Source organism: Thioalkalivibrio paradoxus ARh 1 (assembly GCF_000227685.2).
Taxonomy (GTDB): domain Bacteria; phylum Pseudomonadota; class Gammaproteobacteria; order Ectothiorhodospirales; family Ectothiorhodospiraceae; genus Thioalkalivibrio; species Thioalkalivibrio paradoxus.
Genome location: NZ_CP007029.1, coordinates 709985 through 735807, shown reverse-complemented (window position 1 = coordinate 735807; position 25823 = coordinate 709985). Strand labels below are relative to the sequence as shown.

The window sequence follows — 25823 nt, the reverse complement described above, 5'->3', positions numbered from 1 at the left end:
CAACCGGTAGGAACACGAACCCGGCGGTTGGTTCCGCCGGGAGTCACGCAGAACCGCGCATTCTAGGTACCGCCCGCTCACCGGGCAACCCCCGGTTCTGATGGGCCATTCGGGTCGGCAGACCGGCGTCACGGCCCGCGGCAGGCGGCGGCAGCCGGTCAGTCCACGTAGCTGACGTAGCGCGGTTCGTACATCTGTTCCCGCACGAACGCCGTCAGATCCTGCGGGCGGTCGATGCCGGCCAGACCTTCTGCGAACGCGACCCGGGCCACCTCGGCCGCAATGCCGACCGAGACATCGCGCACCCGCGAAAGCGCCGGGAACAGGCTTCCCTGCTCGAGGTCGGCGGGCTGCACGCTGTCCGCCAGCGCACGCGCAGCCGCCATGAACATCGCGTCGGTGGCGCGCAGGGCCTGCACCGCGATCAACCCCAGCCCCAGCCCCGGGAAGATGTAGGAGTTGTTCCCCTGGCGGGGCACGAAACGCTGGCCATCGAGGACCACGGGATCGAAGGGGCTGCCGGACGCAAACAGCGCCCGACCCTCGGACCAGGCATAGGCCTGCTCGGCCGTGCACTCGGCTTTCGAGGTCGGGTTGGAGAGTGCGAACACGATCGGACGCTCGTTGATCCGCGCCATCGCCGTGATCACCTCGCGGGTGAACGCCTGCGCCACCGCCCCGACGCCGATGATCGCGGTCGGCCGCAGCGCCTCGACCGCCGCCGCAAAATCGCTCACCGGAGCATGGGCGTGGGCGTACGGCCGCTTGTGCTCGGCCAGGTTGCCGCGCTCGCGCACGACCAGGCCCTTCGAGTCGAACATCCAGCAGCGCCCGCGCGCGGCCGCCTCGTCGAGACCGTCCGCGACCATCGCGGACACCAACAGGTCCGCGATCCCGGTCGCGGCCTCACCCGCGCCCAGGAACAGGAAGGTCTGCTCAGAGAGCGGCCGAGCGGTAACCCGCAGCGCCGACAGAACCCCGGCCAGCGTCACCGCCGCGGTGCCCTGGATATCGTCGTTGAAACAGCAGATGCGTTCCCGATACGCGCGCAGCAGACGGAAGGCATTGTGGCTCGCGAAATCCTCGAACTGGATCACGACGCCCGGGAACACCTCCTGACCGGCCGCAATGAACTCGGCCATCAGATCGTTGTAGGCCGCGCCGGTGAGACGCCGCTGCCGCAGCCCGAGGTAGAGCGGATCCTCGAGCAGCGACGCGTTGTTGGTGCCGACATCGAGCATCACCGGCAGACAGCGTCGCGGATGCACCCCTGCGCAGGCGGTGTACAGCGCCAGCTTGCCGGTCGGGATGCCCATGCCGCTTGCCCCCAGATCGCCGAGACCCAGGATGCGTTCGCCATCGGTGATCACGATGATGCGCACGTCCCGGTACGGCCAGTTGCGCATCACCTCGGCCACGCGCCCGCGATCCTGCGCGGAGACATAGAGCCCACGCGGGCTGCGGAAGATGTGACCGTATTGCTGGCAGGCGACCCCAACCGTCGGCGTGTAGATCACCGGCATGGTCTCGTCCGGATGCTCCATGATGACCCGGAAGTACAGGGCCTCGTTCCGGTCGTGCAGGCTCTCGAGCATGATGTAGCGCTCGAGCGGGGAATCGAGCCGCCGGAAATTCTCCAGCACACGGTCGACCTGCTGCTCCTGGGTCGACACGTGCGGCGGCAGCAGGCCACGCAGGCCCAGCACCTCGCGTTCGCGCTCGCTGAAGGCGGAGCCCTTGTTCAGCGCGGGATCCCGCAGCAGGGCAAGGCCCCGAGGGAACCATTCGGGTAGCGGCCCCGGCAGCACCCCACCGGTCGTCTGCTGCGGCATCAACGTCATCCTCGGCGGGCCGGGAACCGGGGGTTCCTGGGAGGCTGCGGCGATCCGGATCCCGTGCCCCGCCATCAATTGTTGCAGTATCCGGTTGCATGCTTGGGCGGGTCAACCGGCACGACGCGCCCCTCGGAGCGGCACCCGCGTGATGCCCCCGCCAGCTGCAGCCTTTCGCCGCGGCACCGGCTCGGCGCACAATGGCAGTGCCTGGCAAAACCATCCCAAACTCAACCGGGGGAACCCAATGGATGCGACAAGACTGAACGGCCAACGCAGCACGGGCGGCGGACTCGTCGGAACCGTCGTCGCGGTGCTGCTGGTGGCCGGTCTTTATGTCGGCGGCGAATGGTTCGTCACTCAGGACGTAAAGGCCGGGCTCACCGAGCTGCTGAGCGAGGGCCGCAGCCAGCAGGTCGAGATCGCGGCGGTCGGCATGGACGGCTGGCTCCTCAGCGGACGCCGCACCGGGAGCGCGGTGGTGCTGACACCCACAGGCGAGCGGGTGCCGGTGGAATTCTCGCTGACCGGCAACCCGGTCACCGGCGCCACCATCGACGTGAAGGGCGAGGAACGGCTGAGGCTGATGCTGCGCGAGCTTTTCGGCACATTGCGCTAACTGTCATGGCCAGCGGCCACCCCTGAGGATGAAAGACGCGTAGGGCGGAAAAGGCCGAAGGCCGTCATCCGCCAGCTGGCGCTCGGATTGCCGCGGGCGCCTGGGCGCTACGAACGCCTTACGGCGGATGACGCTGCGCTCTTCCGCCCTACGGGTCTGCGCGAGCTTTTCGGCACATTGCGCTAACTGTCATGGCCAGCGGCCACCCCCGATGATGAAAGAGGCGTAGGGCGGAAAAGGCCGAAGGCCGTCATCCGCCAGCTGGCGCTCGGATTGCCGCGGGCGCCTGGGCACTGCGAACGCCGTACAGCGGATGACGCTGCGCTCTTCCGCCCTACGGGTCGCCCGGGACACGAGACAGGCCGTGACTTTCACGCTGACGGGATCAGCGCCGTCCGGGTCCGGGGCGCACCGGAAAGTGACCCGCATGGGCCCACCCGGGCGGGCCCACCCGGGCGGGGCGGTTCGTGCCCCGCCAGCCGCATGCAGCTGGAAGCCACCCGATCTGCGGGCCTACTCTCCGCTCCCGGGTAGCCCCCGTATACTCCGCGGCACACCTCACCCATCCCGCGAGGAACCTGCGATGGACGGCGGACCACCCGGCAGAGACCCGGCTCTGAACGTGCTCGGCCAGCCCCTGGCGCCCTGTTCAACGGGCGCACCGGTGACCGGCTATTACCGCGACGGCGATTGCGCCACCGGCCCGGACGATCTCGGGCGTCATGTGGTGTGCGCGCGCGTCACCGCCGAGTTCCTGGAGTTCTCGAAACACCGCGGCAACGACCTGTCGACGCCCGTGCCGGAATTCGGTTTCCCCGGCCTGAAACCCGGCGACCGCTGGTGCCTGTGTGCCGCACGCTGGAAGGAAGCACTGGACGCCGGCGCCGCACCGCGCGTCGTGCTGATGGCCACCCACCGCAACGCCCTGGAGATCGTCGAGCTCGACGATCTGAAACGCCACGCCATCGACCTTTCCTGACCGCCGGTTCGGGCTGGGACGCGGCACCAGCCCCGGCCCCGGCCGGTAACCCAGAAGGCAGATGCATGCGCAGGAAGAGCCTGCTCGGTCCCCTCGCCCCGCTCACCGACGACGTCGGCGGCCCGCTGCAGGCCACCGCTGCCCGCACCCTGGCCGGCCTGGGGATCGGCATCGCGGGAGGTGCGGTGTTCGCGTTCGCCGGCGCACCGCTGGCCTGGATGCTCGGCGCGCTGATCGCGGTCACGGTCGCGAGCCTCGGCGGCGCCCGGCTCGCCGTTCCGGCGCCGCTGCGCACGGTCATGGTCGCGGTGCTCGGGGTCATGCTCGGTTCCGCGTTCACCCCGGAGATTGCCGACCAGATCGCTGCGTGGAGCGGCGTGGTGCTGGTGCTGCTCGGCTTTCTGGTCGTCACGATGGCGCTGGCCGTGGCTTTTCTTCGCTATGGTTTCGGAATCGACCGGGTCACCGCGTACTTCTCCGGCGCACCGGGCGGGATTACCGAAATGACCCTGGCCGGCGAATCCCACGGCGCCGACACCCGCGTCATCGCGCTGATGCACGCAACCCGGATCGTGGTCATCGTCGCGGTGATCCCGTTCCAGTTCCGTGTCCTCGGAGGACTGGACGTCCCCACCCTGCCCCCGGCCGCGGCCAGCCTGCTGGAGACACCGCTGGTCGATGGCCTGCTGATGGCCGGCTGCGCGGTGATCGGGTACATGGCGGCCCGATTCCTGCGGTTTCCCGCTGCGGCGCTGGTCGGGCCGATGGCGCTCAGCGCCGGCGTGCACATGGCCGGCTGGACCGCGGCAACGCCCCCGTTCGAACTGATCGCCGCGGCGCAGGTGGTCGTGGGCACCGCTCTGGGCGCCCGCTTTGCGGGCGTATCGGTGCGGCGGGTCTGGCCCTACTTGCTGGTCGGCAGCGGATCCGCTGTGATCATGATGGTGCTGTCGTGGCTGGCCGCGATCGTGTTCGCGGAACGCGTGGGCGTGGAACCGGCCGGCCTGCTGCTGGCCCTGGTGCCGGGAGGGCTGGTCGAGATGGGACTGATCGCGCTGTCGCTGGGCATCGACACGGCCATGGTCTCGACGCTGCAGGTGTTGCGGATCACCGTGATCATGCTCGCCGCTCCCGCGGTGTTCCTCGTCCTCGACCGGTACCTCGTTCACCGCTGGCGCAACGGCCCCCGGTGAACGCGCGCCGGGAACCGGCGTTCCCGCCCCGAGAGTCGCTGCGCAGCGAAAGCCGAGCGCACCGGATCGAACGCAAACCATCGACCGGAGAACAGGCGTGCACGCGACCGCTCGGCGACCGCCGCCGCCCGGCTTCCCGTCAGCGCCTCGGTTCATCGTGTAGACTCGGGCCCATCATTCCAGTAGGCCCTTGCCGCAACGACACCCGATGACAGAACGAAACGCATCCGAAATCCGGCAGATTCCGGTCCGGGACTTCCACCCATACGCGCCTGCGCCGGGTCGGCAGGCATCCGGCGCGGAGATCCTGGAGATGGCCGCGATCGCCGACGTGACCGGCCACCGGACCGAACCGCCCCGGAAAGCCGCGGCCGCAGGGACCAGCGGGCTCCTCCGGCAGATGCGTCGCGGAACCCGCCTCGAGCGCGGCTTCCCGATGGCGCTGCCGATGGCCGGGGGCAGGCCGTGAGCGCGATTCCCGAGGCCTACCAGGAGATGATCGGGCCGCTGATCAAGCGGGCACGGATCCTGCTCGAGGAAGGCGAAAGCCTGCGGCCCATCGCCTTCGTCGGGTCGTCCGAGAGGCGTTCGATCAGCATCGTGCTGCTCAGCACTGCGGACGGCGACGTCGACGACACATCGGCGGGACGCGTGCGCCAGGCGGCCCACCAGGAAGACGCCGATTTCGTCTTCACCATCATGGAAGCCTGGGGTTTGCCGCCGGACAAGGCGGCCCGGTACGAGGCGATCCTCGAGCAGTTCGGATCGATCGAGGCGTCGCCGCATGCCGTCGAATTCGTTTCGTTCGCACTGGAAACCCGCCAGGGATCCTGGGTCGCGCAAGTCCAGATGAAGCCTAAGGGTGTCTCGAAGCGCAAGAAGACCTTCGACGAACCGCGCTTCCGGCTCTTCACCGAGTCCTCCGGAGGGTTCGCGGAACTGTTGCCGCAGCGGGCCGAGCCCGGCGACGGCGGCGGCACCGTGCATTGATCCCGATGATCGCCTGACCGGCTAGCGGCGCGTCGCTGCGGACGATTTCCCGAAGGTTTCGTCGAGCCAGTCGTACACGACCGCATTGGAAAGAGGATAGTTGCCCATCTGGCAATGCATGTCGGCCCCCTCCCGCGTTTCGAAAATCCGCGTGGTGACAGGCCCCGTGACGGACGCGGCAAATGCCTCGATCTGCCGCAGCGTTTCATCGCCCTCACCTGCCCCGCCGAGTGCCAGTGACGGGCAGCCGATGAGACTCAGATCCTCGACGCGGTACGCCTTCAGCGCGGCCATCCACTCGCTGAAGCTGGCGACGCCGTAGCGGCGACACACCGCCTTGAAAGCGAGCCTGGTGGTGGTCGGAAGAACGTCGGCGGGAACCTGATCGATCTCGTCGAGGCGGATATCCCCACCGCTCGCGTCCATCCCGAAGCCGGCCGAGGCCAAGCCTGACAGATAGGCGTGCATGTCGCTGATCGGCGCGTTCGCGATCAGCGCCTTGATGCGCCCGTCGTATGCGGCTGTACGGGTGGCGAAATAGCCACCAAAACTGATTCCGTACAGGGCGAGACGGTCCGGGTCGATCTCTCGGCACGACAGTGCGAAATCGACGATGGCACCGACCGGCGTTTCGTAATCGGGCCGGAAGACCAAATCCGGATAACGACGCATGGTCCCGACCTGGCCAGGCCCTTCGGCAATCAGTACCGTGAACCCCCGCTGAACCGCGTCAAAGGCAGTTTCGAAATAGAGCTCCTCGGCCGTGCCATCGAACCCGGTCATGCAGATCACCGCCTTGTTCGCCCCGGACACGCCCGGAGGCACAACGAGATACCCAGGCAGCTCCGCTCCCTCGAACGGAATATCCACCGGCTGGACGACGAACGGCAACTGCGCGGCCGCGCGCACGAAGGCATCCCTGCTCGCCAAGCCCAGCCGCTGTGCCTCGGCGCCATAGGGGTCCGAGAAGTACTCTGCCGAACGAAAATAGTTCGCCGCCCGCAGCAGATGGCCGCGTGCCGACACGCCGTGTCCCCTGGCCATCGCAACATCGGCCTTTTCCAGCAGATTGTCGGCGGTGGCCGCGAATGCCTCCGGCCACCGAGCAGGGTCGTGATCAGCAACACGGCTTCGTGCCGCCATGATTTCGCCAGGACTGCCGCCCCCGGAGCTGCACGCACCGAGTACACGCATCAGCTGAAAATCCAGCTCCCCCGAAGGAAACCCCTGGACTCGCGTGGCGCTGCGTTCGACGTTCCCCATGCCCATCCCCCTCCGATAAGGATCCGGAACCTCCCGGATTTCAAGATCGCCCGTGATTGTAGACAGCGCGCGCAACGCTCGCCGCCGAGGGATCATCGCCCCGCCGATCGCGCGGCTGCCGATACCGCCGGTTTGCATCGCAGCGCCCGATCTGCACGCAAACGCCTGCGAGCGACCGCCCCTGCGCCCCCATCACCCGCCCGACTGTCGTGAACGCAGGCGCAAAAGGCCTTCGGCCGCAGATCCGAGCGCATGGCCGACTAGCGGCAGAACGGAGCAAACTGGTAGAAACGCCGGCAGCGGAGCTCGGATTCGCAGGCATCCAGCTGGCTCTGGTAGCGGGCGGCGCGCTGGGCGACCTGGCGTGCCGCCCGCTGCACCCCGGGCTTGCCGCGCCAGGTGCCGCGATTGTAGCCACCCTGGCCCTCGTGATAGGCGAGATAGAGGTGCTCGGCGTTTTGCAGCGACACCCCGGTCATCCGGTTCGTGCGAACGTTGTACCAGCCGATGAAGTCGGTGGCGTGCTTCATGTGCGTGCGCCGCGCGGTCAGACTGCCGGCCTCCGCGCGATACTCGCCCCAGACCGGATCCTGCGCCTGCGCGTACCCGTAGGCCGAAGAGGGGCGTCGCCAGGGAATGATCCCGAGCAGACGCTTGCGATCCGGCCGCACATGGCTGCGGAACGACGACTCCTGCTGGATGAAGGCCATCTGGATCGCAATCGGCGTACCCCACTCCCGCTCGGAGGCCCGGGCGTAGTCATACCAGCGCGGATGCTCGCTAAAGATCTCGCACAGGTTGTCCTGCTGGGGCGGCGGAGCGGGTCCAAGCGTCGCACAACCGGCAATCGTGAGCCCGATCAGCCCCAGCACGAGCAGCGTACGAACCATGGTGGCCCTGCGTGGAAATCGCATCTGCATGGTCCCGCTACGTCTGGAGGCCTGCCTTCAGCTTACCAAGCCGGCGCTCGGATGCACCACGGGGCGATAACCGCGGGCGAGGACGTTCGCCACCGAGGGTGGACACCACCAGGACAGTACCGACTGGGCGATCCAACCCGGACATGGCATCCGCTTATTGACATTGAATGTACATCGGATATATTCGATCCGCATGTACGAACCGGCCAGGATCGAATGGGACGACGAGAAGAATCAAAGGCTGCTGGATGAACGCGGCATCGGCTTCGAGGATGTGCTGGAAGCGATTGAAAGCGGTCGCATCCTGGCTGACGAGGCTCACCCCAACCCCTCCCGGTACGGTCATCAGCGCATACTGGTCGTTGAGATCAGCGGTTACGCCTGTGTCGTACCCTACGTTCAGGAAGGCAACCGGCGGTTCCTGAAGACCATCTACCGGAGCCGGATCTACCAGAAGAAATACCTGCTGAGACGAGAAGCATGAAGAAAGCCAAGCACACGGGCCATGACGCGCCGTTCCTGGACGACGAGGAGCGAACCGTGATCGAGGCCGCAGAACGCGGTGAGTTCCAGCCGGACCCCGACCGCGCCGCACGGGTCGCCGAATGGCAGGCAGCCGCCTCCGATACGTCGAGGAAGCGAGCCATCACCGTCCGCCTCCAGGAACGCGACATCCAGCGCATCAAGGCCATCGCGCTGCGCAAGGGCATGCCCTACCAGACGTTGGTGAGTTCGATCATCCATCAGTACGCATCGGGAACACTGAAGGAAACGGACTGAAGTCCTGCCCGACCCGGTGCCGCGGCCACCCTGCACGCGCTCGAGCGGCTATCGGAAGACCTCGTCCAGCGTCGCTACGGTGAGCACACGCTCGGACCAACGCAGCAACGTATCGGCATCCGCAGATTCCACGTGTTCGTGGGCGCCCTGGGGCAGAACTCCGAAGCGCAAGGTCAGCAACCTCAGCAGCATGTGCGCCTCACCCTGCCGAATACCCTTTGAAGTGGTTCAGCCGGGCGACCAGGTTCGGGCTGTCGAAGTGCTGGCGGGCCGACATCCGGGGCAATGAAGCTGCTATGGCTTGCTACACTGCCGGCAAGCTCTGTTTGCCGACGCGAGTGCCAGCATCATGAACCTGGAAGACCGAATCGTCGTTGACCCGTCGATTCGCAGCGGCAAGCCGTGTATTCGGGGCACCCGAATCACCGTTTATGATGTGCTCGAGTATCTGGCCGGCGGGATGTCCGAGGCCGAGTTGCTGCACGACTTCCCCGATCTCAGCTCCGAAGATATCCGCGCGGTGCTTGCATTCGCGGCCGCCCGCGAGCGGCGGCTGGCCATCTCCCCCGCGATGTGAAACTCCCGCTCGACGAAAACCTCAGCCCACGGCTTGTCGCCCTGCTCGCCGACGCTCTGAAGGGCTTCTCAACGCGGTCGAAGAGGAAGGCCTTCTGTTTTGAACGCGAGCCGCCTGCGAGCCAAGGCGGAGCGCGCCGTGAAGGAACCGCGGGCGTTTTTCGAGTGGGTCCGGCTCACCCCCTGATCCACCCCCTCCCCTATACTCCCGACCCATGGGCAGGGGAACCCACCACCTATGACCGACACGGTCGGCTACTACGACCGGAATGCCGCGCGGTATGTCGCGGACACCGTGGGGGTCGACCTGTCGGCGCTGCGTGAACGCTTCCTGGCCGAAATCCCCGCCGGCGGCTTCATCCTCGACGCCGGCTGCGGATCGGGGCGCGACAGCCTCGCCTTTCTGCAGCAGGGCTACCGCGTACGCGCCTTCGACGCCGCCCCGGAAATCGCCCGGCTCGCGGCCGAGCGCATTGGCCAGCCGGTGCAGGTGCAGCGCTTCGACGAACTCGACGAGCACGCCGCCTACGACGGCATCTGGGCCTGCGCCAGCCTGCTGCACCTCCCCGCGGCGGAACTCCGGAACGCGCTGCAACGCCTCTGGGCCGCACTGAAGCCTGACGGCGTGCTGTACCTGAGCCTGAAGCACGGCGACGGCGAGCGCGTCGACGCCGAGGGCCGCCACTTCACCGACGCCACCGAAACGCGCCTGCCCCACTGGCTGGCCGCGCTGCAGGAAATCGCCGCGATTGACTGCTGGCTCACCCCGGATGAACGCCTAGACCACTCCGAAACCTGGCTGAACGCGCTCGTGCGCCGGGAAACCGCACCCGCCGCCCGGCTCGTAACCGGCGACCCGACCAACCCGTTCCAAACGCAACTCTGCGACGCGATCGCCCACGCCGACGAAATCGACTTCGCCGTCAGCTTCGTGAAAGTCACCGGCCTGCGCATGCTGCTGCCCGACCTGCAGGCCGCACTGAGCCCCGACCGCGCCCAGACCCCAAACATCCTTGAGCGCCCCCGGAACCACGAGACCCGTCGTTGCGAGCGCAGCGCGGCAACCCATGCAGAGCCGGACACATCCACGCCGCATGGATCGCCACGTCGCTCCGCTCCTCGCGATGACAGTGGAGGTGTCCGGACGTCACTGCGAGGAGGCATCGCCGACGTGGCAGTCCAGCCGCCGCCGGGATCGCATCGAGCCTCCGGCCCTCGCGATGACCCGCCCACCCGCCCCCCGGCCCGCATCCGCATCGTCACCAGCGACTACCTCGACGTGACCGACCCCGAGGCGCTGCGCCTGCTGATGCTGCTGCAGGAACAGGGCGCGCAGGTCCGCGTTTTCCGCGCCGCCGCCACCAGCTTCCACCTGAAGGCCTACCTGTTCGCCCGCTTCGGCGCGAACCACCAGCTGCGCGGCACCGCGTTCATCGGCTCCAGCAACATCAGCCGCCAGGCGCTTACCGACGGGCTGGAGTGGAACTACCGCGTCGAGTACCCCGGCGACGACGGCTTCCTCGAAGCGCGCGCCCGCTTCGAGGAGATCTTCCGCGACCCGCGCACCATCCCGCTCACCGACGACTGGATCGACGCCTACGAGAAGCGCCGCGTCCCGCCGCCGCGCGCGATCGCCCCCGGCAGCCAGGAAACCGAGCCGCCACCGAAACCGACGCCGATCCAGTCCGAAGCCCTCGCCGCACTCGAAGCCACCCGGCGCGACGGCTACCGGCGCGGCCTCGTCGTGCTCGCCACCGGCCTCGGCAAGACCTGGCTCGCCGCCTTCGACGCCGAACACATGGGCGCCCGGCGCGTGCTGTTCGTCGCCCACCGCGAGGAGATCCTGAACCAGGCCGCGGACACCTTCGCGCGCATCCGCACCCGGGCCCGCATCGGCTTCTACATGGGCCAGACCCGCGACGCGCAGGTCGACGTGCTCTGCGCCTCGGTGCAGACGCTCGGCAAGAGCACGCACCTCGAGCGTTTCCCGCCCGACCACTTCGATTACATCGTGATCGACGAATTCCACCACGCCGCCGCGCCCACCTACCGAAGCCTGCTCGGCCACTTCGACCCGCGCTTCCTGCTCGGCCTCACCGCTACCCCGGATCGCACCGACCAGTCCGACATCCTGTCGCTGTGCGACGACAACCTCGTGTTCACCCGCGACCTGTTCGCCGGGATCGAGGCCGGGCTGCTGGCGCCGTTCCACTACTACGGCATTTGGGATGAGTCGGTCGACTACCGCGAGATCCCCTGGCGCAACGGCCGCTTCGACCCCGAACAGCTGTCGAACAAGCTGGCCACCCTCGCCCGCGCCCGGCACGCGCTGAAGCAGTGGCGCCAACGCTCCCAGCAGCGCACGCTGGCCTTCTGCGTATCGATCCGCCACGCCGAGTTCATGGCGGCGCAGTTCCAGCGCGAAGGCATCGCGACAGCAGCCGTCTACGGCGGCTCGAGCCTGAGCCGCGGCGAAGCGCTGCAACGGCTCACCGACGGCCGCCTGCAGGTCATCTTCTCGGTCGACCTGTTCAGCGAAGGCGTCGACCTGCCCACCATCGACACCATCCTGATGCTGCGCCCCACCGAGTCGAAGATCCTGTTCCTGCAGCAGCTCGGGCGCGGGCTGCGCCGGGCTGAGAGGAAGGAGAAGCTCGTCGTCCTCGACTTCGTCGGGAATCACCGCATCTTCCTCGACCGCGTCAGGCTGTTGCTCTCGTTCGCACGCACGCACGTGGACCTCGCCCGGTTCCTCGACGATCCGAAGCCCCCAGAACTGCCTGCGGGCTGCTGGCTGAACTTCGACCTCGAGGCGATCGATCTCCTGCGCACACTGATGCCCCGTGGCCCCAGCGAGGTGCAACGCGCCTACCGCGAATTCGTGCTCACCCGCGACCGGAGACCGACGATCGGCGAGTTCTACCGCATGGGTTACGCTCCCTCGGTGCTGCGGAACACATACCTCGGCTGGTTCGACTTCGTGGCCAGCGAGGGGCATTTGAGCGAGGCCGAAAAATTCTGCCTCGAAAACGGCCGGGGCTGGTTCCGCGAGCTTGAAACGACGGACATGAACAAGTCCTACAAGATGATCATGCTCGAAGCACTCATCGAAGCGGATGCCTTGACTACCGGCCTCGAACTCGAGACCTTGGCCCAGAGGAGCTACGCGACCCTGGATCGCTCCCCGGACCTGCGCCGCGACCTCGACTGCGTCCAGGACTTCCCGGACCCGCGAAACCCGGATCCAAGAAAGTGGCTCGCCTACTGGAACCGCAACCCTGTCGACAAGTGGTGCCGCCTCAGACGCGACGGTCGCGCCTTTTTCCGGAGGGAGCAAAACCGGCTGGTTCCCGCATTACCGGTTCCACAGGAATTCTCCGATACCTTCGTCGAGATGACCCGCGAACTGGTCGATTACCGGCTCGCCCAATACCGCCGGCGCCTGCAGGGCGACGCCACAGGGGAGGCCTTCCACTGCAAGCTCCTCTGGAACCAGCGCGACCCCATCCTGAAACTCCCGGCTCGCCGCACGCATGCCATCGTTCCCGAGGGCGAAACGGACGTGACGTTGCCCAACGGCGAAGTCTGGACTTTTCGCCTGATGAAGGAATTCTGCAACGTCGCGCGCCCGGCAGGGACCGACCGCAACAAGCTCCCCGACCTCATGCGCCGCTGGTTCGGCCTGTCCGCGGGCCGGCCGGGAACGGCATTCCAGGTACGCTTCTTCCGATCGCCGGACGGCTGGCAGATCGAGGCGGTGGGGCAGATCCTGGAGTTTCCAGCCGTGGGAATGGTCCCAGCCTATGCCTCCCTCCGGGCTGCGGCCGGTGCGCTGCTCGAATCCATGGCCGTGGCCTCTCCCCCGGAACAGGTCGCACTTCCCATTGGGGGACACGCCGACAACCTGTTTGCGCTGCGCGCCACCGGCGATTCCATGGCGGGTGGGACGGACCCCATCCGCGATGGCGACTGGGTCGTCTTCCGCCACGCTCGCGCCATCAGGCTGAAAGAACTCGAGGGCAAGGTGGCCTTGCTACAGACCGAGTTTGACGGAGAGGTGGGCCTGCAGATCAAGCGAGTGGTCCGAAAGGACGGATCATGGCTCCTGGAATCGGACAACCCTGCGCATCCGCCACTCGAAACCACAGGCCGAAACGTTCCCATCGCAACGGTCGTCCGGCACTTCCGACCGGAGGATCTCGCCCCACCGGTCGGCACCATGCTCGACGCCCAACAACTGAACGAGCGGTTCGGCATCACGGCACCGCCGTCCACCGGGCGCGTACGGGGACACCTGTGGATCGTGCTCGGGGATGACGCGCGTATGGAAAACCCTGACCGACTGCGACTGGCCTGGTACGACCGGCGCCCTGGCGAGACTGCATTCGTCTTGGCACCCGACGCTGGTGAAACCGCATGGCGATATTGCGGAGTGGCAAAGCTCTCGGAACCACCAGCCCTCTGGGCCCTGCCCGAGGTGGACTTCCGAACCTGGCGAGCCTTCGGTACTGGGCACGGCGCCTCGCGCGAGCTCACGCCACAGGCCGAGGAACGAGCGCGCAACCTTGTGGCCGACGTTGTGACGCAGACCGACGATGGCCACTGGCTTGAATTGGACGGAAAGCGCTGCCGAATCGTGGGCGAGGCGCCACGCGGTGGTCTCCGAGTTGATGGCGGCGATGGCGGGTTCGCCGAGAGGACCGTATCCCTTCAGGACATCGGCTGGGCCTTGATTGCTGCCGAGGATGTTCGCCTCAACGGCGGCGTCCTCGACGAACGAAGGGTGAACCGGTTACGGTACCTTGAGGGGACTCCCAAGGGATCGACGCGATGGGTGGACACACAGTGGGCGTTGTTGCTGGTACGGTTGTTTACCCAGCGGGCATCGTGAAGATGAACTGCTCGAATCAAGCGCGAATGGGATTAGATCACTCCCAATGCCCCAGGAGTCGCAGTACGGGAGCCAAGTTTCATGGCCGATGAGAAGTTGGGCCACGGAGATATCCCAATCAAACAGGTCGTTTGTGCTGTGGTGCGCGATTCCGCCGGTCGCGTATTAATGGCGCGTCGAGCGCCAAAGCAGCACTTGGAGGGATTGTGGGAATTGCCTGGAGGGAAGGTCGAACCCGGTGAATCCTTGGCACGCGCACTTCAGCGTGAACTCGCCGAGGAACTTGGGTTAAACGCCGGCGTTGGTGAGGAGATCGCTCGAACCATCTACCACTATGACCGGGGCAGCATCGAGTTGATCGCACTATCAACCGAGATCAGCAATAAGGTTTCTCGATTGGTCGTTCACGACACGGTCGCTTGGTTTCAATCGACCGAGACAGCTCTTCTTCGAATTGCTCCCGCAGATATCCCACTACTGGAAAAGATCTTCGATTTCAAACCAGCATGACCAACGACACTCACAACTGGTTCGGGCTCTACGAGCAACTGGACACAGAGAGGCTACAGCAGGAGCTGAGCAAACGCCATCTATTGGAATTCGTGCGGTGGAGTAAACACCTTCCGGCAGAGGAGATCGCGCCAGCACTAACCGCTCATCTGGCCAGAGCGTTAGCTGACCTTACCCTCTCGCTACGGGAAAAAGAACGGGCACAATGGGAAGCGGCACTCAGTCTTTTCGCAGCGGCGTTGCAGGCTGCTGGAAACCCTCTGTCCGGTCTCGCCCAAGATATACCTCGACCCCCGTTTCGCCAATTGCTCGAAATCGCGAGACCCGAGCAACAGATCGTCGGGCAAAAGAACACTCCTCGTCCCGATGCCCCACTCGCGGTATCGGCGCTCCTTACTGGCTCCGGCCGCTCCCCTAGTCTAGTCAGCCAGATCCAGAAGGAGCTACTCAGCTCGGATCGCGCCGAGTGGCTCGTCTCCTTCATTAAGTGGAGTGGGATACGCCCGTTGCGTGATGCTCTGAGGCGCTTCACTGAGACACCTACACACGGAGGGTATCCGCGACTCAGAGTTGCCACGACATCGTACCTTGGTGCCACTGATCTCAAAGCCATCGAGTTTCTGGTTGGCCTCCCTAATACGGAAATACGTGTGTCCTACGACACACATCGCACTCGCTTACATGCGAAGGCCTATCTTTTCCACCGGCTGACTGCGTTCGGGAGCGCGTACGTAGGCTCGGCGAATGTTTCCCGGGTAGCTCTCGATGAGGGCTTGGAATGGACAGCTAAGATCAGTCAGCATGAGTTACCGTATCTTTGGCGCCAAGTGACCGCCGCATTCCAGTCGCACTGGGAAGACGCTGCCGAGTTCGAGCCACTCGCCCCTGGTGATCTTCCCCGGCTCAGGGCGGCACTAGAGATCGAGCGTGGCCCCCGCCAAGACCCGGCCACGACGCCAACGCATTTCTTCGATCTGAAACCCTACGCCTTCCAACAAGAAATACTCGATGAGATCGACCGCGAGCGGCGGTCTGGCCTCAATCGACACTTGGTTATCGCTGCCACTGGGACCGGCAAGACCATGGTCGCAGCTTTCGATTACCGACGCATAGCAGAGCAACGAGCACCTGAGACAAGGCCGTCCCTTCTGTTCGTCGCCCATCGCGAAGAGATCTTACGCCAATCGCTCGCGGCATTCCGGCACGTCCTGCGTGATGATGGCTTCGGTGATCTCCTGGTTGGGGGCGCTGCGCCGCGGCAGTCGCGCCACCTTTTCTGCTCTGTCCAGAGCTGGCACACAAGGGGTTTATCGGAACTCGATCCTCGATATTTCGATTACGTGGTATTTGACGAGGCCCACCACGCGCAGGCGGCGACCTACCAAGCGATGCTGACCCATCTGAGGCCCCAGATCCTGCTTGGCCTGACTGCCACGCCTGAACGTGCTGACGGCCGAGACATTCGTGAAGACTTTGGAGGCCGGTTTACCCATGAGATGCGTCTGCCGGATGCAATCGATCGGCGTCTGCTTGCACCATTCCATTACTTCGGAATTCCGGATCACCACTCCGTCGACCTCTCTGGCGCTGCATGGACACGCGGCGGCTACGCGCTGAGCGAACTTGAGAACGTCTTTGGGGCGAACGAAGTCCGTGCAAAATGGGTTCGAGACCAGCTTCTGGATTACGTAACTCAGCCGGACACCTTACGGGGGCTAGGATTCTGTGTCAGTCAACAGCACGCAGTGTTCATGGCCCGAGCCTTTTCTCAGTGGGGCATGCCCTCCGCTGCGCTGACAGCGGACAGTCCTGCACCGCAGCGCCAAAGCGTGCAGCGTGACTTGGTCCAGCGCCGGATCCGCTTCATCTTTACTGTGGATTTGTACAACGAGGGGGTCGATATACCTGAGGTGGATACCATCCTGATGCTGAGGCCGACGGAAAGCTTGACCGTTTACCTGCAGCAGCTTGGTCGGGGTCTACGTCTGCACGAGGGGAAGCCGCACCTGACTGTGCTCGACTTCATCGCACCTCAACACCGACAGTTCCGTTATGCCGACCGCTTTCGAGCGCTGAGCAGCCAACCCAATACCCGTGTCGACGAACAGATCGAGTCCGGATTCCCCTGGCTGCCGAGCGGATGCCTCATCGACTTGCACCGGGTGGCCCAAGCGCACATCTTGGAAAACATCCGGAACAACCTTCTGGTGCGAAGGCCTCGGATCATCCAGCAGCTAGCTCAATGCCGTCAGCAACTGGGCAAACGGCCCACATTGGAAGAGATGCTGGATTGGCTGCACTTCGATGAGCCAGACCTCCTGTTGCGCCATGGCCTTCCAAGTAGGCTCCTGGAAGCCGCTGGCGGCAAGCACGTAGCCGGAATCGAACCCTACGAGAAGGGACTCAGAACAGGGCTTCGCCAACTCGCAATATCCACCGATACGAACATTCTTGACGCCCTATCTCGCAGACTGGGACCAGACGCCGACAACAGCGGGGAATTCGAAGGAGAGGACGACCACATCCGGCTAGAGCTCGCATACAGTGTGCTCTGGGGAAGTCAAAGGCCCGGCGACGGCGATTTCAACGCACTGGACGAGTTCACTCGTAAGCACTCCGAATCGAGTCTGGACGTACGTGACGTGGTCTCCTTTCGCCGCCGCGGAATTGTTCCGGCAAGCGAAGTCTTCTTCCGAGACCGCACGGGGCCACTGGAGTTACACGCAACCTACACACGCGAACAGATCTTGCTCGCGCTCGGCAGGGGAAGCTTGGAAGCTCCGTTCAGCCACCGTGAAGGCGTGTTACACCTGCCAGAACGTCGGATGGATGTGTTCTTGGTGACCATCGACAAGGCCGAGACAGAATTCTCCCCGACGACCATGTACGAGGACTACGCGATCTCAGACAGGCTCTTCCACTGGCAAAGCCAGTCCACCGTGGGCCCCGACTCCGCTACCGGTCAGCGTTACATCCAACACCAGAAACAGGACTACCAGCCGATGCTTTTCCTACGACCGTCGAAGCGTACCCCAGCGGGCCTGACTGCGCCATTCTTTTTCTGTGGCCCGTTGCGCTATGACCGGCACGAAGGAAGCCACCCCATGAGCATAATTTGGCGGCTCGCCCACCCAATGCCAGCTCGCATCCTCCGAGTAAGTCGTCGTGCCGCATGACTGATTCATGCGACTAATGGAAACCGCGTGCCTGCCGTTGCTCACTTAACTAATCTTTGTACCGTCTTCGGCCTGCCTTTCGCTCGGCGACGCATGTGCGGCTTTCAGTTCAGGAAGCGGCGCGGCGTCGTGGTGTTCGACCATGTACGAGCCCTCCGAGAAAACATCGCCCTCCCACAGCCCTTTTCTCCAAAACGTATTGATCTTCTAGCACCCATTTGGCTCGCTAGAGCACTTGATGTCCTATGCGGCAGAACGGTTGTCGGGTCGCTGCTACCCTATTTTTCTGTATTCAAGACGGGAAACTGGACCAAGGAGACCCTGTGACAGCAAAAACTAAGTCTGAGCGATTTCGCCGACTGGTGTCTCACGGGTATTTTGCGCCAGAACTCCCACCATGCTTTGTTTCGGAGGACTTGGCAAGATATCGCCAATCAGTCTGGAAAGCAATCAACGCCATCCCCTCAGGCAAGACGAACGGCCCTCCCGCGTACCATAGGTTTAAGTCCGAGCCGTGCTTATTCTATTTTCCTCGATTTCGACATGACGACAGAAAACATGGCATCATAAACCCAATCTCCTATCTCGCAATATCCCATACAATCGCCGGAAACTTCATTAAGATACGTACGGCCGCAAAACGATCAGGAATATCCGCCTCTCCGCCGGTATTTGATTGGCGTGGCGAACGCGCATTGGTTCGACCGAGTGTCGATCTACGTGATGATTTCAGAGTCGACCTTGCCTCCCGTCTAGAACGCTTTGCCGTGGCTGACATCAGGGCATTCTTTCATACTGTATATACCCACGCTATCCCGTGGGCGATTCATGGCAAGGTTTGGGCCAAAAAAAATACCAGCACGTCTCACTATGGAAACCTACTCGATTTGCTATGTCGAAATGCGCAGGGCGGCCAAACGATTGGGCTTCCCGTGGGTCCTGACACATCACGTCTTTTAGCTGAAGTTATAGCGTCCGCTATAGATCTCGAGCTTCGCAGACGGTTGCATATTAAAAGTCCGAATGCTTCCCGATACGTCGACGACTACACGATCGGTTGCCCTCCAGACATCAGCGGGGAGACCGCCATTGCGGCCCCTCGACAGTCCGCCGGGGTTTACGAGTTTGAGCTAAACAACGACAAGTCGGCGGTATTTCCGTCGTCCTTTCGATTCAACTCAGGATGGAAGGAGGCCGTGCGCGCCCACGTTCCGAGAAAGGACTTAAGCAAACGGGCATTTCAACGGTTCTTCTATGAGGTGGGCCGCGTCAGCGAAGAGCAGCGAGAAATCAATGTTGAGAAGTTTGCGCTTCAAAACGCGCGTTCGGCTTTTGTCTTTGCCGACGACTGGGGATACATACAAAGTCAGTTGATTAACGCTTATCGCCGAAACTCAACATTGGTGTCGTTTCTCGCAGAAGTTCTAATTCTGAGGGCCATGCAGAGAGGCGACGTTGAAAGAGGAAAGCTAAAGAGTTTCATTGAGAGCCGACTTGCCGTGCTCGCAGGCGAGAATCGCACAGGTGAGATTATTTGGCTTTTATTCTCATTGATTAGGCTTGAGATAAAATTAGAAGCGTCCAGGATTGCGTCGCTGTTTGAGCTTGATAATGCTCTGGTGGCTATTCTTGTCAATGTAGCGGACTCCCGTGGTTTAATTAGAGGAAATGTAGACTACAGTTTATGGTCGATGTCCCTCGATGCTGCTGGACTTGAGGGCCCGATGTGGTTGTACGCATATGAGTGCGTGCGACAGGGCGTTAACCCGTCGGGCAATTCCAGATTTATTGAGAAACACCCTTTCTTCGGACCTATTATCGCCAAGAAGATCAGCTTTCTTCGAGTCGAGAGTGGCTTTGACTCTGTGTCGAGTGTCTTGCGGCGCCGACGGGTAGAGAACAGAACAACTGAGAGATTGAGGGCCGATTTTGATGAAGATTTCGGCTTTGAAATCGTGGAGATCGATGACGAGGATGACGGTGGTGAGGAGGAAGTAGCCATTTACTGAGTTGCGTTGTGTCGGAAAGCGTCCGGCCAGGGTGCAGGAATTTATTTGCACGCGGTCGTGGCCACGACCGGATTCAGGTCCCACTGAGCGGTGATGAATCGATCCGGGTCCATCGCCTCCAGCCCGAACGAGGACAGGGTCTCAGGTGGAAAGTCGCGCGTGTTCGATGTGACGATGCAGTCCGCATGACCGACAATGGCAGCGGCGAGCACGTGCACATCATCGGGATCTGGAAGGGTCACGCCCACGGCGACAGACGTCCAGGCGGCTTCTGGAATCTCCCAGTCCGGAATCGCCTCACGCATGCTGTCTCGCCTGACCTCGAGGCGCCCGGCAAGATCCGGCCGTATCCGGATCAGGGCATTCTGCCACTCCATTTCAATGCGGGTGGTCCACTTCGCCGCAAACAGCCCTGCGGTGGCCAGACTCATCAGCGCATCGGTCATCGCGATTGGAACCAGGACACAGGCATCGAGTACTGCAGTGTACCGGGCATTCCCCGCCACGGGTCAGTAGTCCAAACCGAGTTCGCGCGCATTCTCGGCCATGCGCTCCAGTGCAGCGCTCTGCTTGGCGCGCATCTCGCGCGCATAAGCCAGCAGATCCTCGAAGGCGATCCGGCGGTGCGTGCCGACCATCCGGTGGGGAAGTCTGCCGGCGTCGATCTCCTTGACGACGAAGGGACGGGACACGTTCAGAAATTGGGCCGCTTCCACGGTCGTGAATTCCTGTTTCGCCGGCATCAGCACAATCGGGCGTCCCTCGCTCATCGCACCCAGGAGCTGCCCGATTAGCTTCAGCGCCGCCGGGGGCACTTCCACCGTCGGATGCTCGCCCGTGTCGGTGGTCAGCGTGATGGCCGCGGCCCTGGAATGGTCCAGCGCCGACATGATGCAGCGCTGGGCGACACGCGCCAGTTCCCTGTCCTGTTCGGACAGGGGTGGCGGCGAAACCTCGCGCACCCGATCAGCCGCCGTCATCGTCGTTACCTCTTCGAAGCTACATCCACGGAAAGCGGCGTATCCGCAACCCCGTTTCCCGGAAAAACGAGCATAGTCGATAAACGCAATAAGCGCATTATATGCAGCACACAGAAGGTTGGGGGTCAGTCTCGCTCGGTACCACCGCCCCCAGCGTGCGAGATCTGATCACGGGATTTTTAGCGTCAGCCTCCAACCCAACGACCCGGAGTCTCGTCCCAAGTCCTCCCGTTCAGCAGACGACCATTCGCCTTTTTCGCCCGCCTGCGGCCGTCGGCGCCCCGGCCCCCCCACTGCTTGAAGAAGAAGGCCGCGCCGCTGGCCTCGGCTTGGCGGCGCACGTTACCGACCCACTCGGGGCGCATGTGCCTGGCTCGCGGGCCGGATTCGCCACCGACGATGACCCAGTGGATTCCGGTCAGGTCCAGGGTGCCGAGGTCCTCCAGCAACGGCTCCACGGAGAGGAAGCGGATCCGTGCCTCCACTTCGCGCAGCCGATCGATGCGCGGCAGACCGTACTGCCGGTCTTCCACCGACACCCCCAGCCATACGTTCGGCGGGCAGCTGCGATGGCGGAAGTACGCAGGCAGCCGCTCGGCGCGCTTGGTCAGGATCTGGTAGGTCTGTTGCGGCGTCTGGGCGATCACCGCCATCACACGATCGATGGTCTCGGCGGAGCGGTGCTTGCAGGTCCTTCGACGAACGCGCCGGCATTGGCTGCCGCATGTGGTCGAGGTAGTCGGAAAGGCGGTTCTCGGTCAAACCGGTCGAGCCTCGCTCAGCACCCTGGCGCGGACCTTCGCGGGCAGGTCCCCGGGTGTCAGGAGATCGACATGCACACCGAGCAACTCCTCCAACTCGACCTGCAAGCCTCCGAGGTCGAACAGGGTCGCGCCGGGAAGTGCGTCCACGAGAAGGTCCAGGTCGCTTCCCTCCTCGTCGGTGCCATGAAGCGCCGACCCGAACACCCGAGGGTTTGTGGCCGGGTAACGCCCGATTCTCTCGCGAACGGCATTCCGGTTGAGCGCAAGGGCCATGGAGGGTTTCATGTGTTGGCCATGAATGGGATTGGTTCTGTCATCGTAAGACAGGGGAGTGCATCACGTCATTCATCCGGACCGAGTTCGCGCGCGTTCTCGGCCATGCGTTCCAGAGCAGCGCCCTGCCTGGGGCGCATCTCACGCCCGTACGCCAACAGATCCTCGAAGGCGATCCGGCGGGCGGCTCCGACCATCCGGTGTGGAAGTCTGCCCGCGTCGATTTCCTTTACCAGCTGCCGCCGTCAGATTGGCGGCAGGGCCATTTTCTGCTCGATTCGCCGCAGGATGGCCATGACATCGTCTACCGACTGGAACGCCACATTGAGCAGCGCGGCGTTCTTGTCGGGGTCGTCAGGGTAGTCATGGGAAAAGCGGTTCCGAATCGCTCGGAGGCGCTGCCACTCTTCACTACTCTGGAGAAAACCCAGCTTCTCCAGGCGGTTCAGCTTGTCGATCATCGGCCTGTCTTCGAAAGGCTCCTGGAGAACGTGCAGCACGGCCGGTAGCAGCCGAGCGCCGATGGCATCCTGAAGCCTGCCGAAGCGCAGCACGAACTGGTCGAGGTCCTGAACGGCTTCGTCGTCCAAAGTGGCGAGCTGGCTGCCCGACAGCGGAAGCTTGTCCTTCAGGGACGCCATGGCATGCCTCAGGTGATGGGCGTGCCGCTGACACTGTCGCCAGGCATCTGCCAGCTGCTGTGCTGCTGCGTCGGTCACAGCCTGACCCCGGTTCGTTGGGCGATGGCAAAGATCGGCGGGTGTTCGCCACGCCCAGGATAGTTCACGAGCAGGTCGATCTTCTGTTCGCCGATCGCCTGCTGAACCTGCACCTGAAAACGGATTTCCGCGTGGACGATCTCTTCCGGGTCGGTGATCTGCGTTTCGATCAGCAGGTCGATATCGCCGCCACGTGCCGTGTCGTCAGCACGCGACCCGAACAGGATAACGCGCGCCTCCGGCCCGAAGCAGTCGAGGGCGGCTTGCCTGATGACCCGGCGTTGCTGTGCTGTCAGGCGCATCGAACTTTCCTGAACGGTGTGGCATAACAACAGCTTAACACAGGCCCGGAACGCCTCGACTTCAACCGAAGGCTCGGCTGCAGTTTCCTGGCCCCAGCGCCTTTGCCCAGGATGGCCGGTACTCGTATGCTCTCGGCATCCATTCTCCTGGGCCGAGGTGAGGTCGTCGCCATGCTGCTCGATGAACTACGCGACAGGAAGTCTGAAATCAGTGCGTTGGGTGAGCGCTACGGTGCCCGCCGCATCCGCGTGTTTGGATCGGTCGCGCGCGGCGAAGAGGGCCCCGACAGCGACGTGGATTTTCTGGTCGACTTTTCTCGTGGCTACGACCTGTTTGCGCAACGGCTGCCGCTGGCGGAGGACCTGTCCCAATTGCTTCAAAGGCACGTGGACGTGGTGCCGGAACATGAACTGAATCGCCACATCCGGGATCGCGTCCTCGAGGAGGCCGTAGCCTTGTGAACAAGCCGTGGGAACCCTACGCTCTGCACGTGCTCGACGCGATCGCCAAGATTCGCCGAATCCAGTCGCGTGGGGATATTGCCGAGGATGACATCCTCTACGATGCTGCCCTGCGCAATCTTCAGACGCTGGCCGAAGCAACCCAGCAGCTTCCAGATCGACAGAAGGCGCTCTGTCCCGACATCCCCTGGCGCCAGATCAGCGGTTTTCGCAACATCCTGGTCCACAACTACCTGGGCGAAATCGATCCGCTGACGATCGCCGCAGTCATCGACACACACCTTCCCGCATTGGAGGATTGCATTCGAACCATGCTGCAGGAGGCCGACCCACGTTCCTCCGGATGATGCGTGCTTACATGTCGCTGTAGTAGGCGACCGCCGAGAGCAGTTCCCGGCGTGCCGGAGCAATGAACCGTGCGCGGTTCACCGCGACATGCGGCGGGCGTCGGAAAAAACGTCCTCGGCAGCATAGGCGGGGATTTCGCCACGGTCGAATGCCGCAATACGCTCGTCGATCTCCTGGGCCCAGGCCGCGTCGATTTCCGCCAGGGGCGAGTGCAGGGAAGCGAGCATCGACTCCGCCAGCCGGGCCCGCTCTTCGGCGCGCAAGGTAAGCGCTTGCTCTTCAATACTTTTCAGAGACGCTGGCACCCTTCACCTCCAACGGTTTTGGTAACAGGTTACCCTTGGCAGTTTTTGGGGTACAACACCCTGAGCGCCCGCACGTAGCCGCTGCTGGTACCGTGCGCCCGTTCAACAACACGTTGCCGCAGCAAACCTCGACGACGAGCTCATTCCTCTCCGAAGGCGAGCTTCCACCGTCGCTTGGGATTGTCGAAACGCACATCGGAAGCCTTGAAGGTCTCCGGCCCCCAACCCTTTGGGACCCAGTTACGGAGATCCTCGTGCTCCCGGTGCTTCGGATCCAGGAGGGCCTCGACCAGGTTCTCGTACCGCCAAACCCCTCCGCAGTCTTCCGGTGGGCAGGCGCGGGCACCCGCCAGGCACTGTGGATAGCGTTGTCCCTTGATGCGCGGCTCGACTCCGACGAGTGTGATGCGGTGCTTCCAGCCATCACCGAAGTCGTGTTCGTAGTCGAAGGTCTGGCCCGCCTCCTCGATCAATTCGATCACGCCGACGGCCCAGCCGGGAAGCGTCACCGCGCCCGTACCGAATCCTTCGTCGTCCGGTCTGCCGATACGCAGCAGCTCCCCGCTCTCTCCGCCCCCTCGAGGGTTAAGTTTACTGCGTCCAATCCAGCGGGGTGAGTCGGCCACGGGAACTGCCCCCATGGCCGCTCGCAGAACCCGGCGTGAGCCTCTCGACTCACCGGGCTCCCATTGTTCCGACCACGAACGCCCCGCGCCCGCACCAATGCGGAAACAACGCGGGGAATCGGCGCTTGACGCGCGCAAGCCAGGCAAACGCCCGGTGCTTATGCCCGCGCAAGCGTTTGTATTTCCTCATGGCCCAACGAACAATCACCCGGTCGATATGAGCCGCGACCGGCTGAAATTCGGATCCACGAAACCGACAGTAGTACGCCATCCAGCCACGAATGCGAGGAGCCAGATACTCCGCGAGAGACCCAAGAGACAGGTCACTTCGCAGCGAAAGTCGACGCCGCCGCAAAGACTGGCGCATCGCGGTCATCGACTGGCGACTGACCGCAGGCGTAAACCCAGTGCGGACCTTGCCATGACGAGTTAGGATGCGCCGGGGCCTAAACGTGTAGCCCAGGAAGTCGAACTGTATATGGTCGTGGGTTCCGGTTCGCCTGCTGTCCTTGCAATACACCACCCGGGTCTTGTCCGGGTGCATCTCCAGTCCGACCGCGGCCAGCCGCTCCTCCAAATGCGTCCGCATTTGCAGCGCTTCGGCCTCCGTTCGGCAGTGCAAGATGCCATCATCCGCGTAGCGGCAAAACGGGATATCGGCGTGGAAGCGTGATAGCCAGTGGTCCAATGCGTAATGCAGAAACAGGTTGGCAAGAATCGGCGATAGCGGCCCGCCTTGCGGCGTACCCATCGTCCGCGCCTGCCCCGACCCGTCCCGCATCTGCATCGGCGCCGCCAACCAACGCTCCACGTACAGCAAAACCCATTTTTCCGAGCAATGATACCTGAGTGCTTTCAGGAGAAGGCCGTGGTCGATGTTGTCAAACAGGCCGCGAATGTCATATTCCAGCACCCAGTCGCGCTCCCAGCACCGTTTGCGGGTGATGGCAAGCGCATCGTGCGCTGATCTACCGGGCCGGTAGCCGTAGGAGTCCGCATGAAAAACGGGCTCCAGGATCGGCTCCAACACGAGCGCCACCACAGTCTGGGCGATGCGATCGCCGACCGTCGGGACGCCCAACATCCGCTCACCTCCAGATTTCTTGGGAATCGGTACCGCTTTCACCGACGGCGGAAAATAACTGCCCGATGACATCCGATTCCAGATCCGGTAGAGATTCCTGCTGAGGTCACGATCAAACTCCGCGATCGTTTCCCCATCCACACCGGCCGCTCCTCGATTGGCCTTTACGCGCTGGTATGCCTCCCACACCAGCATCTTGGAAATATCAAACGGTCTCATTGG

At 63.6% G+C, this 25823-nt stretch carries 27 protein-coding genes; 14 read left to right on the top strand and 13 right to left on the bottom strand.

Annotated elements, in window-relative coordinates; genetic code table 11:
* Window positions 1-158 precede the first annotated feature (158 nt).
* Complete coding sequence (locus THITH_RS03390; RefSeq protein WP_006745900.1) at window positions 159-1832, bottom strand: NAD-dependent malic enzyme; 1674 nt, start codon at window positions 1830-1832, stop codon at window positions 159-161.
* 247 nt (window positions 1833-2079) lie between these two features.
* Here THITH_RS03390 and THITH_RS03385 point away from each other — a divergent pair, with 247 nt between their 5' ends.
* From THITH_RS03385 to THITH_RS03365, 5 genes are all read left to right on the top strand, one after another.
* Window positions 2080-2451 carry a hypothetical protein gene (locus THITH_RS03385; RefSeq protein WP_006745901.1) on the top strand — a complete coding sequence of 124 codons (372 nt, stop codon included), beginning with the start codon at window positions 2080-2082 and terminating at the stop codon, window positions 2449-2451.
* A 583-nt stretch (window positions 2452-3034) separates the two neighbouring features.
* Entirely contained in the window at window positions 3035-3430 is a 396-nt protein-coding gene (locus THITH_RS03380; RefSeq protein WP_006745903.1) for a DUF2237 family protein, read from the top strand.
* A 65-nt stretch (window positions 3431-3495) separates the two neighbouring features.
* A complete protein-coding gene (locus THITH_RS03375; protein WP_006745904.1) occupies window positions 3496-4623 on the top strand; it encodes an AbrB family transcriptional regulator in 1128 nt (375 codons plus the stop codon).
* A gap of 208 nt (window positions 4624-4831) precedes the next feature.
* Window positions 4832-5092, top strand: coding sequence for a hypothetical protein (locus tag THITH_RS03370; protein WP_025367228.1), 261 nt, complete (start codon window positions 4832-4834; stop codon window positions 5090-5092).
* Window positions 5089-5613 carry a hypothetical protein gene (locus THITH_RS03365; RefSeq protein ID WP_006745906.1) on the top strand — a complete coding sequence of 175 codons (525 nt, stop codon included), beginning with the start codon at window positions 5089-5091 and terminating at the stop codon, window positions 5611-5613. Before THITH_RS03370 ends, THITH_RS03365 begins: the two co-directional genes overlap by 4 nt.
* Window positions 5614-5634: 21 nt before the next feature.
* On the opposite strand, the gene THITH_RS03360 is transcribed toward THITH_RS03365, so the two are convergent.
* Both THITH_RS03360 and THITH_RS03355 read right to left on the bottom strand, forming a co-directional pair.
* Entirely contained in the window at window positions 5635-7014 is a 1380-nt protein-coding gene (locus THITH_RS03360; RefSeq protein ID WP_232222236.1) for an alpha/beta hydrolase family protein, read from the bottom strand.
* Window positions 7015-7136: 122 nt separating this feature from the next.
* Complete coding sequence (locus tag THITH_RS03355) at window positions 7137-7766, bottom strand: transglycosylase SLT domain-containing protein (RefSeq protein WP_006745908.1); 630 nt, start codon at window positions 7764-7766, stop codon at window positions 7137-7139.
* A 223-nt stretch (window positions 7767-7989) separates the two neighbouring features.
* Here THITH_RS03355 and THITH_RS03350 point away from each other — a divergent pair, with 223 nt between their 5' ends.
* Both THITH_RS03350 and THITH_RS03345 read left to right on the top strand, forming a co-directional pair.
* Window positions 7990-8280 carry a DUF4258 domain-containing protein gene (locus THITH_RS03350; protein ID WP_006745909.1) on the top strand — a complete coding sequence of 97 codons (291 nt, stop codon included), beginning with the start codon at window positions 7990-7992 and terminating at the stop codon, window positions 8278-8280.
* Window positions 8277-8576 (top strand): hypothetical protein, encoded by a 300-nt coding sequence (locus tag THITH_RS03345; RefSeq protein WP_006745910.1) that lies wholly within the window; start codon window positions 8277-8279, stop codon window positions 8574-8576. Before THITH_RS03350 ends, THITH_RS03345 begins: the two co-directional genes overlap by 4 nt.
* 48 nt (window positions 8577-8624) lie before the next feature.
* On the opposite strand, the gene THITH_RS17500 is transcribed toward THITH_RS03345, so the two are convergent.
* Complete coding sequence (locus tag THITH_RS17500; protein WP_084222609.1) at window positions 8625-8789, bottom strand: DUF4351 domain-containing protein; 165 nt, start codon at window positions 8787-8789, stop codon at window positions 8625-8627.
* Window positions 8790-8925: 136 nt separating this feature from the next.
* Between THITH_RS17500 and THITH_RS03335 the strand changes: the two genes are divergently transcribed.
* From THITH_RS03335 to THITH_RS03320, 5 genes are all read left to right on the top strand, one after another.
* Window positions 8926-9153 carry a DUF433 domain-containing protein gene (locus tag THITH_RS03335; RefSeq protein ID WP_006745912.1) on the top strand — a complete coding sequence of 76 codons (228 nt, stop codon included), beginning with the start codon at window positions 8926-8928 and terminating at the stop codon, window positions 9151-9153.
* 237 nt (window positions 9154-9390) lie between these two features.
* Window positions 9391-14043 (top strand): DEAD/DEAH box helicase family protein, encoded by a 4653-nt coding sequence (locus THITH_RS18980; RefSeq protein ID WP_006745913.1) that lies wholly within the window; start codon window positions 9391-9393, stop codon window positions 14041-14043.
* Window positions 14044-14124: 81 nt separating this feature from the next.
* Window positions 14125-14553 carry a (deoxy)nucleoside triphosphate pyrophosphohydrolase gene (locus THITH_RS17495; protein ID WP_006745914.1) on the top strand — a complete coding sequence of 143 codons (429 nt, stop codon included), beginning with the start codon at window positions 14125-14127 and terminating at the stop codon, window positions 14551-14553.
* A complete protein-coding gene (locus THITH_RS03325) occupies window positions 14550-17729 on the top strand; it encodes a DUF3427 domain-containing protein (RefSeq protein ID WP_006745915.1) in 3180 nt (1059 codons plus the stop codon). Before THITH_RS17495 ends, THITH_RS03325 begins: the two co-directional genes overlap by 4 nt.
* 323 nt (window positions 17730-18052) lie before the next feature.
* Window positions 18053-19738 carry an RNA-directed DNA polymerase gene (locus THITH_RS03320; RefSeq protein WP_006745916.1) on the top strand — a complete coding sequence of 562 codons (1686 nt, stop codon included), beginning with the start codon at window positions 18053-18055 and terminating at the stop codon, window positions 19736-19738.
* A 41-nt stretch (window positions 19739-19779) separates the two neighbouring features.
* Here the strand turns inward: THITH_RS03320 and THITH_RS03315 are convergent, their stop codons facing one another.
* From THITH_RS03315 to THITH_RS03290, 6 genes are all read right to left on the bottom strand, one after another.
* Entirely contained in the window at window positions 19780-20244 is a 465-nt protein-coding gene (locus THITH_RS03315) for a PIN domain-containing protein (RefSeq protein ID WP_041483556.1), read from the bottom strand.
* Between the two features lie 3 nt (window positions 20245-20247).
* Window positions 20248-20718 (bottom strand): helix-turn-helix domain-containing protein, encoded by a 471-nt coding sequence (locus tag THITH_RS03310; RefSeq protein ID WP_006745918.1) that lies wholly within the window; start codon window positions 20716-20718, stop codon window positions 20248-20250.
* Between the two features lie 185 nt (window positions 20719-20903).
* Window positions 20904-21383 (bottom strand): DUF5131 family protein, encoded by a 480-nt coding sequence (locus THITH_RS03305; RefSeq protein WP_269667595.1) that lies wholly within the window; start codon window positions 21381-21383, stop codon window positions 20904-20906.
* Window positions 21384-21476: 93 nt separating this feature from the next.
* A complete protein-coding gene (locus THITH_RS03300; RefSeq protein WP_006745920.1) occupies window positions 21477-21755 on the bottom strand; it encodes a nucleotidyltransferase domain-containing protein in 279 nt (92 codons plus the stop codon).
* A gap of 245 nt (window positions 21756-22000) precedes the next feature.
* Entirely contained in the window at window positions 22001-22396 is a 396-nt protein-coding gene (locus tag THITH_RS03295; protein ID WP_006745921.1) for a hypothetical protein, read from the bottom strand.
* Window positions 22397-22470: 74 nt separating this feature from the next.
* The gene (locus THITH_RS03290; RefSeq protein ID WP_006745922.1) at window positions 22471-22776 is read right to left on the bottom strand and encodes a nucleotidyltransferase domain-containing protein; all 306 of its coding nucleotides are present in this window, start codon (window positions 22774-22776) and stop codon (window positions 22471-22473) included.
* Between the two features lie 171 nt (window positions 22777-22947).
* Here THITH_RS03290 and THITH_RS03285 point away from each other — a divergent pair, with 171 nt between their 5' ends.
* Both THITH_RS03285 and THITH_RS03280 read left to right on the top strand, forming a co-directional pair.
* On the top strand, window positions 22948-23238 hold the full coding sequence (locus THITH_RS03285) for a nucleotidyltransferase family protein (RefSeq protein ID WP_006745923.1): 291 nt from the start codon (window positions 22948-22950) through the stop codon (window positions 23236-23238).
* Window positions 23235-23585, top strand: a complete 351-nt coding sequence (locus tag THITH_RS03280) for a HepT-like ribonuclease domain-containing protein (protein ID WP_006745924.1) — start codon at window positions 23235-23237, stop codon at window positions 23583-23585. The genes THITH_RS03285 and THITH_RS03280 overlap by 4 nt, the downstream gene beginning before the upstream one ends.
* A 78-nt stretch (window positions 23586-23663) precedes the next feature.
* Here the strand turns inward: THITH_RS03280 and THITH_RS03275 are convergent, their stop codons facing one another.
* From THITH_RS03275 to ltrA, 3 genes are all read right to left on the bottom strand, one after another.
* Window positions 23664-23849: an addiction module protein gene (locus THITH_RS03275; RefSeq protein WP_198019463.1), complete on the bottom strand. Its 186-nt coding sequence runs from the start codon at window positions 23847-23849 to the stop codon at window positions 23664-23666.
* A gap of 182 nt (window positions 23850-24031) precedes the next feature.
* Window positions 24032-24400 (bottom strand): plasmid pRiA4b ORF-3 family protein, encoded by a 369-nt coding sequence (locus tag THITH_RS03270; RefSeq protein WP_025367225.1) that lies wholly within the window; start codon window positions 24398-24400, stop codon window positions 24032-24034.
* A 166-nt stretch (window positions 24401-24566) separates the two neighbouring features.
* Window positions 24567-25820 carry a group II intron reverse transcriptase/maturase gene (ltrA, locus tag THITH_RS03265; protein WP_041483389.1) on the bottom strand — a complete coding sequence of 418 codons (1254 nt, stop codon included), beginning with the start codon at window positions 25818-25820 and terminating at the stop codon, window positions 24567-24569.
* Window positions 25821-25823 lie beyond the last annotated feature (3 nt).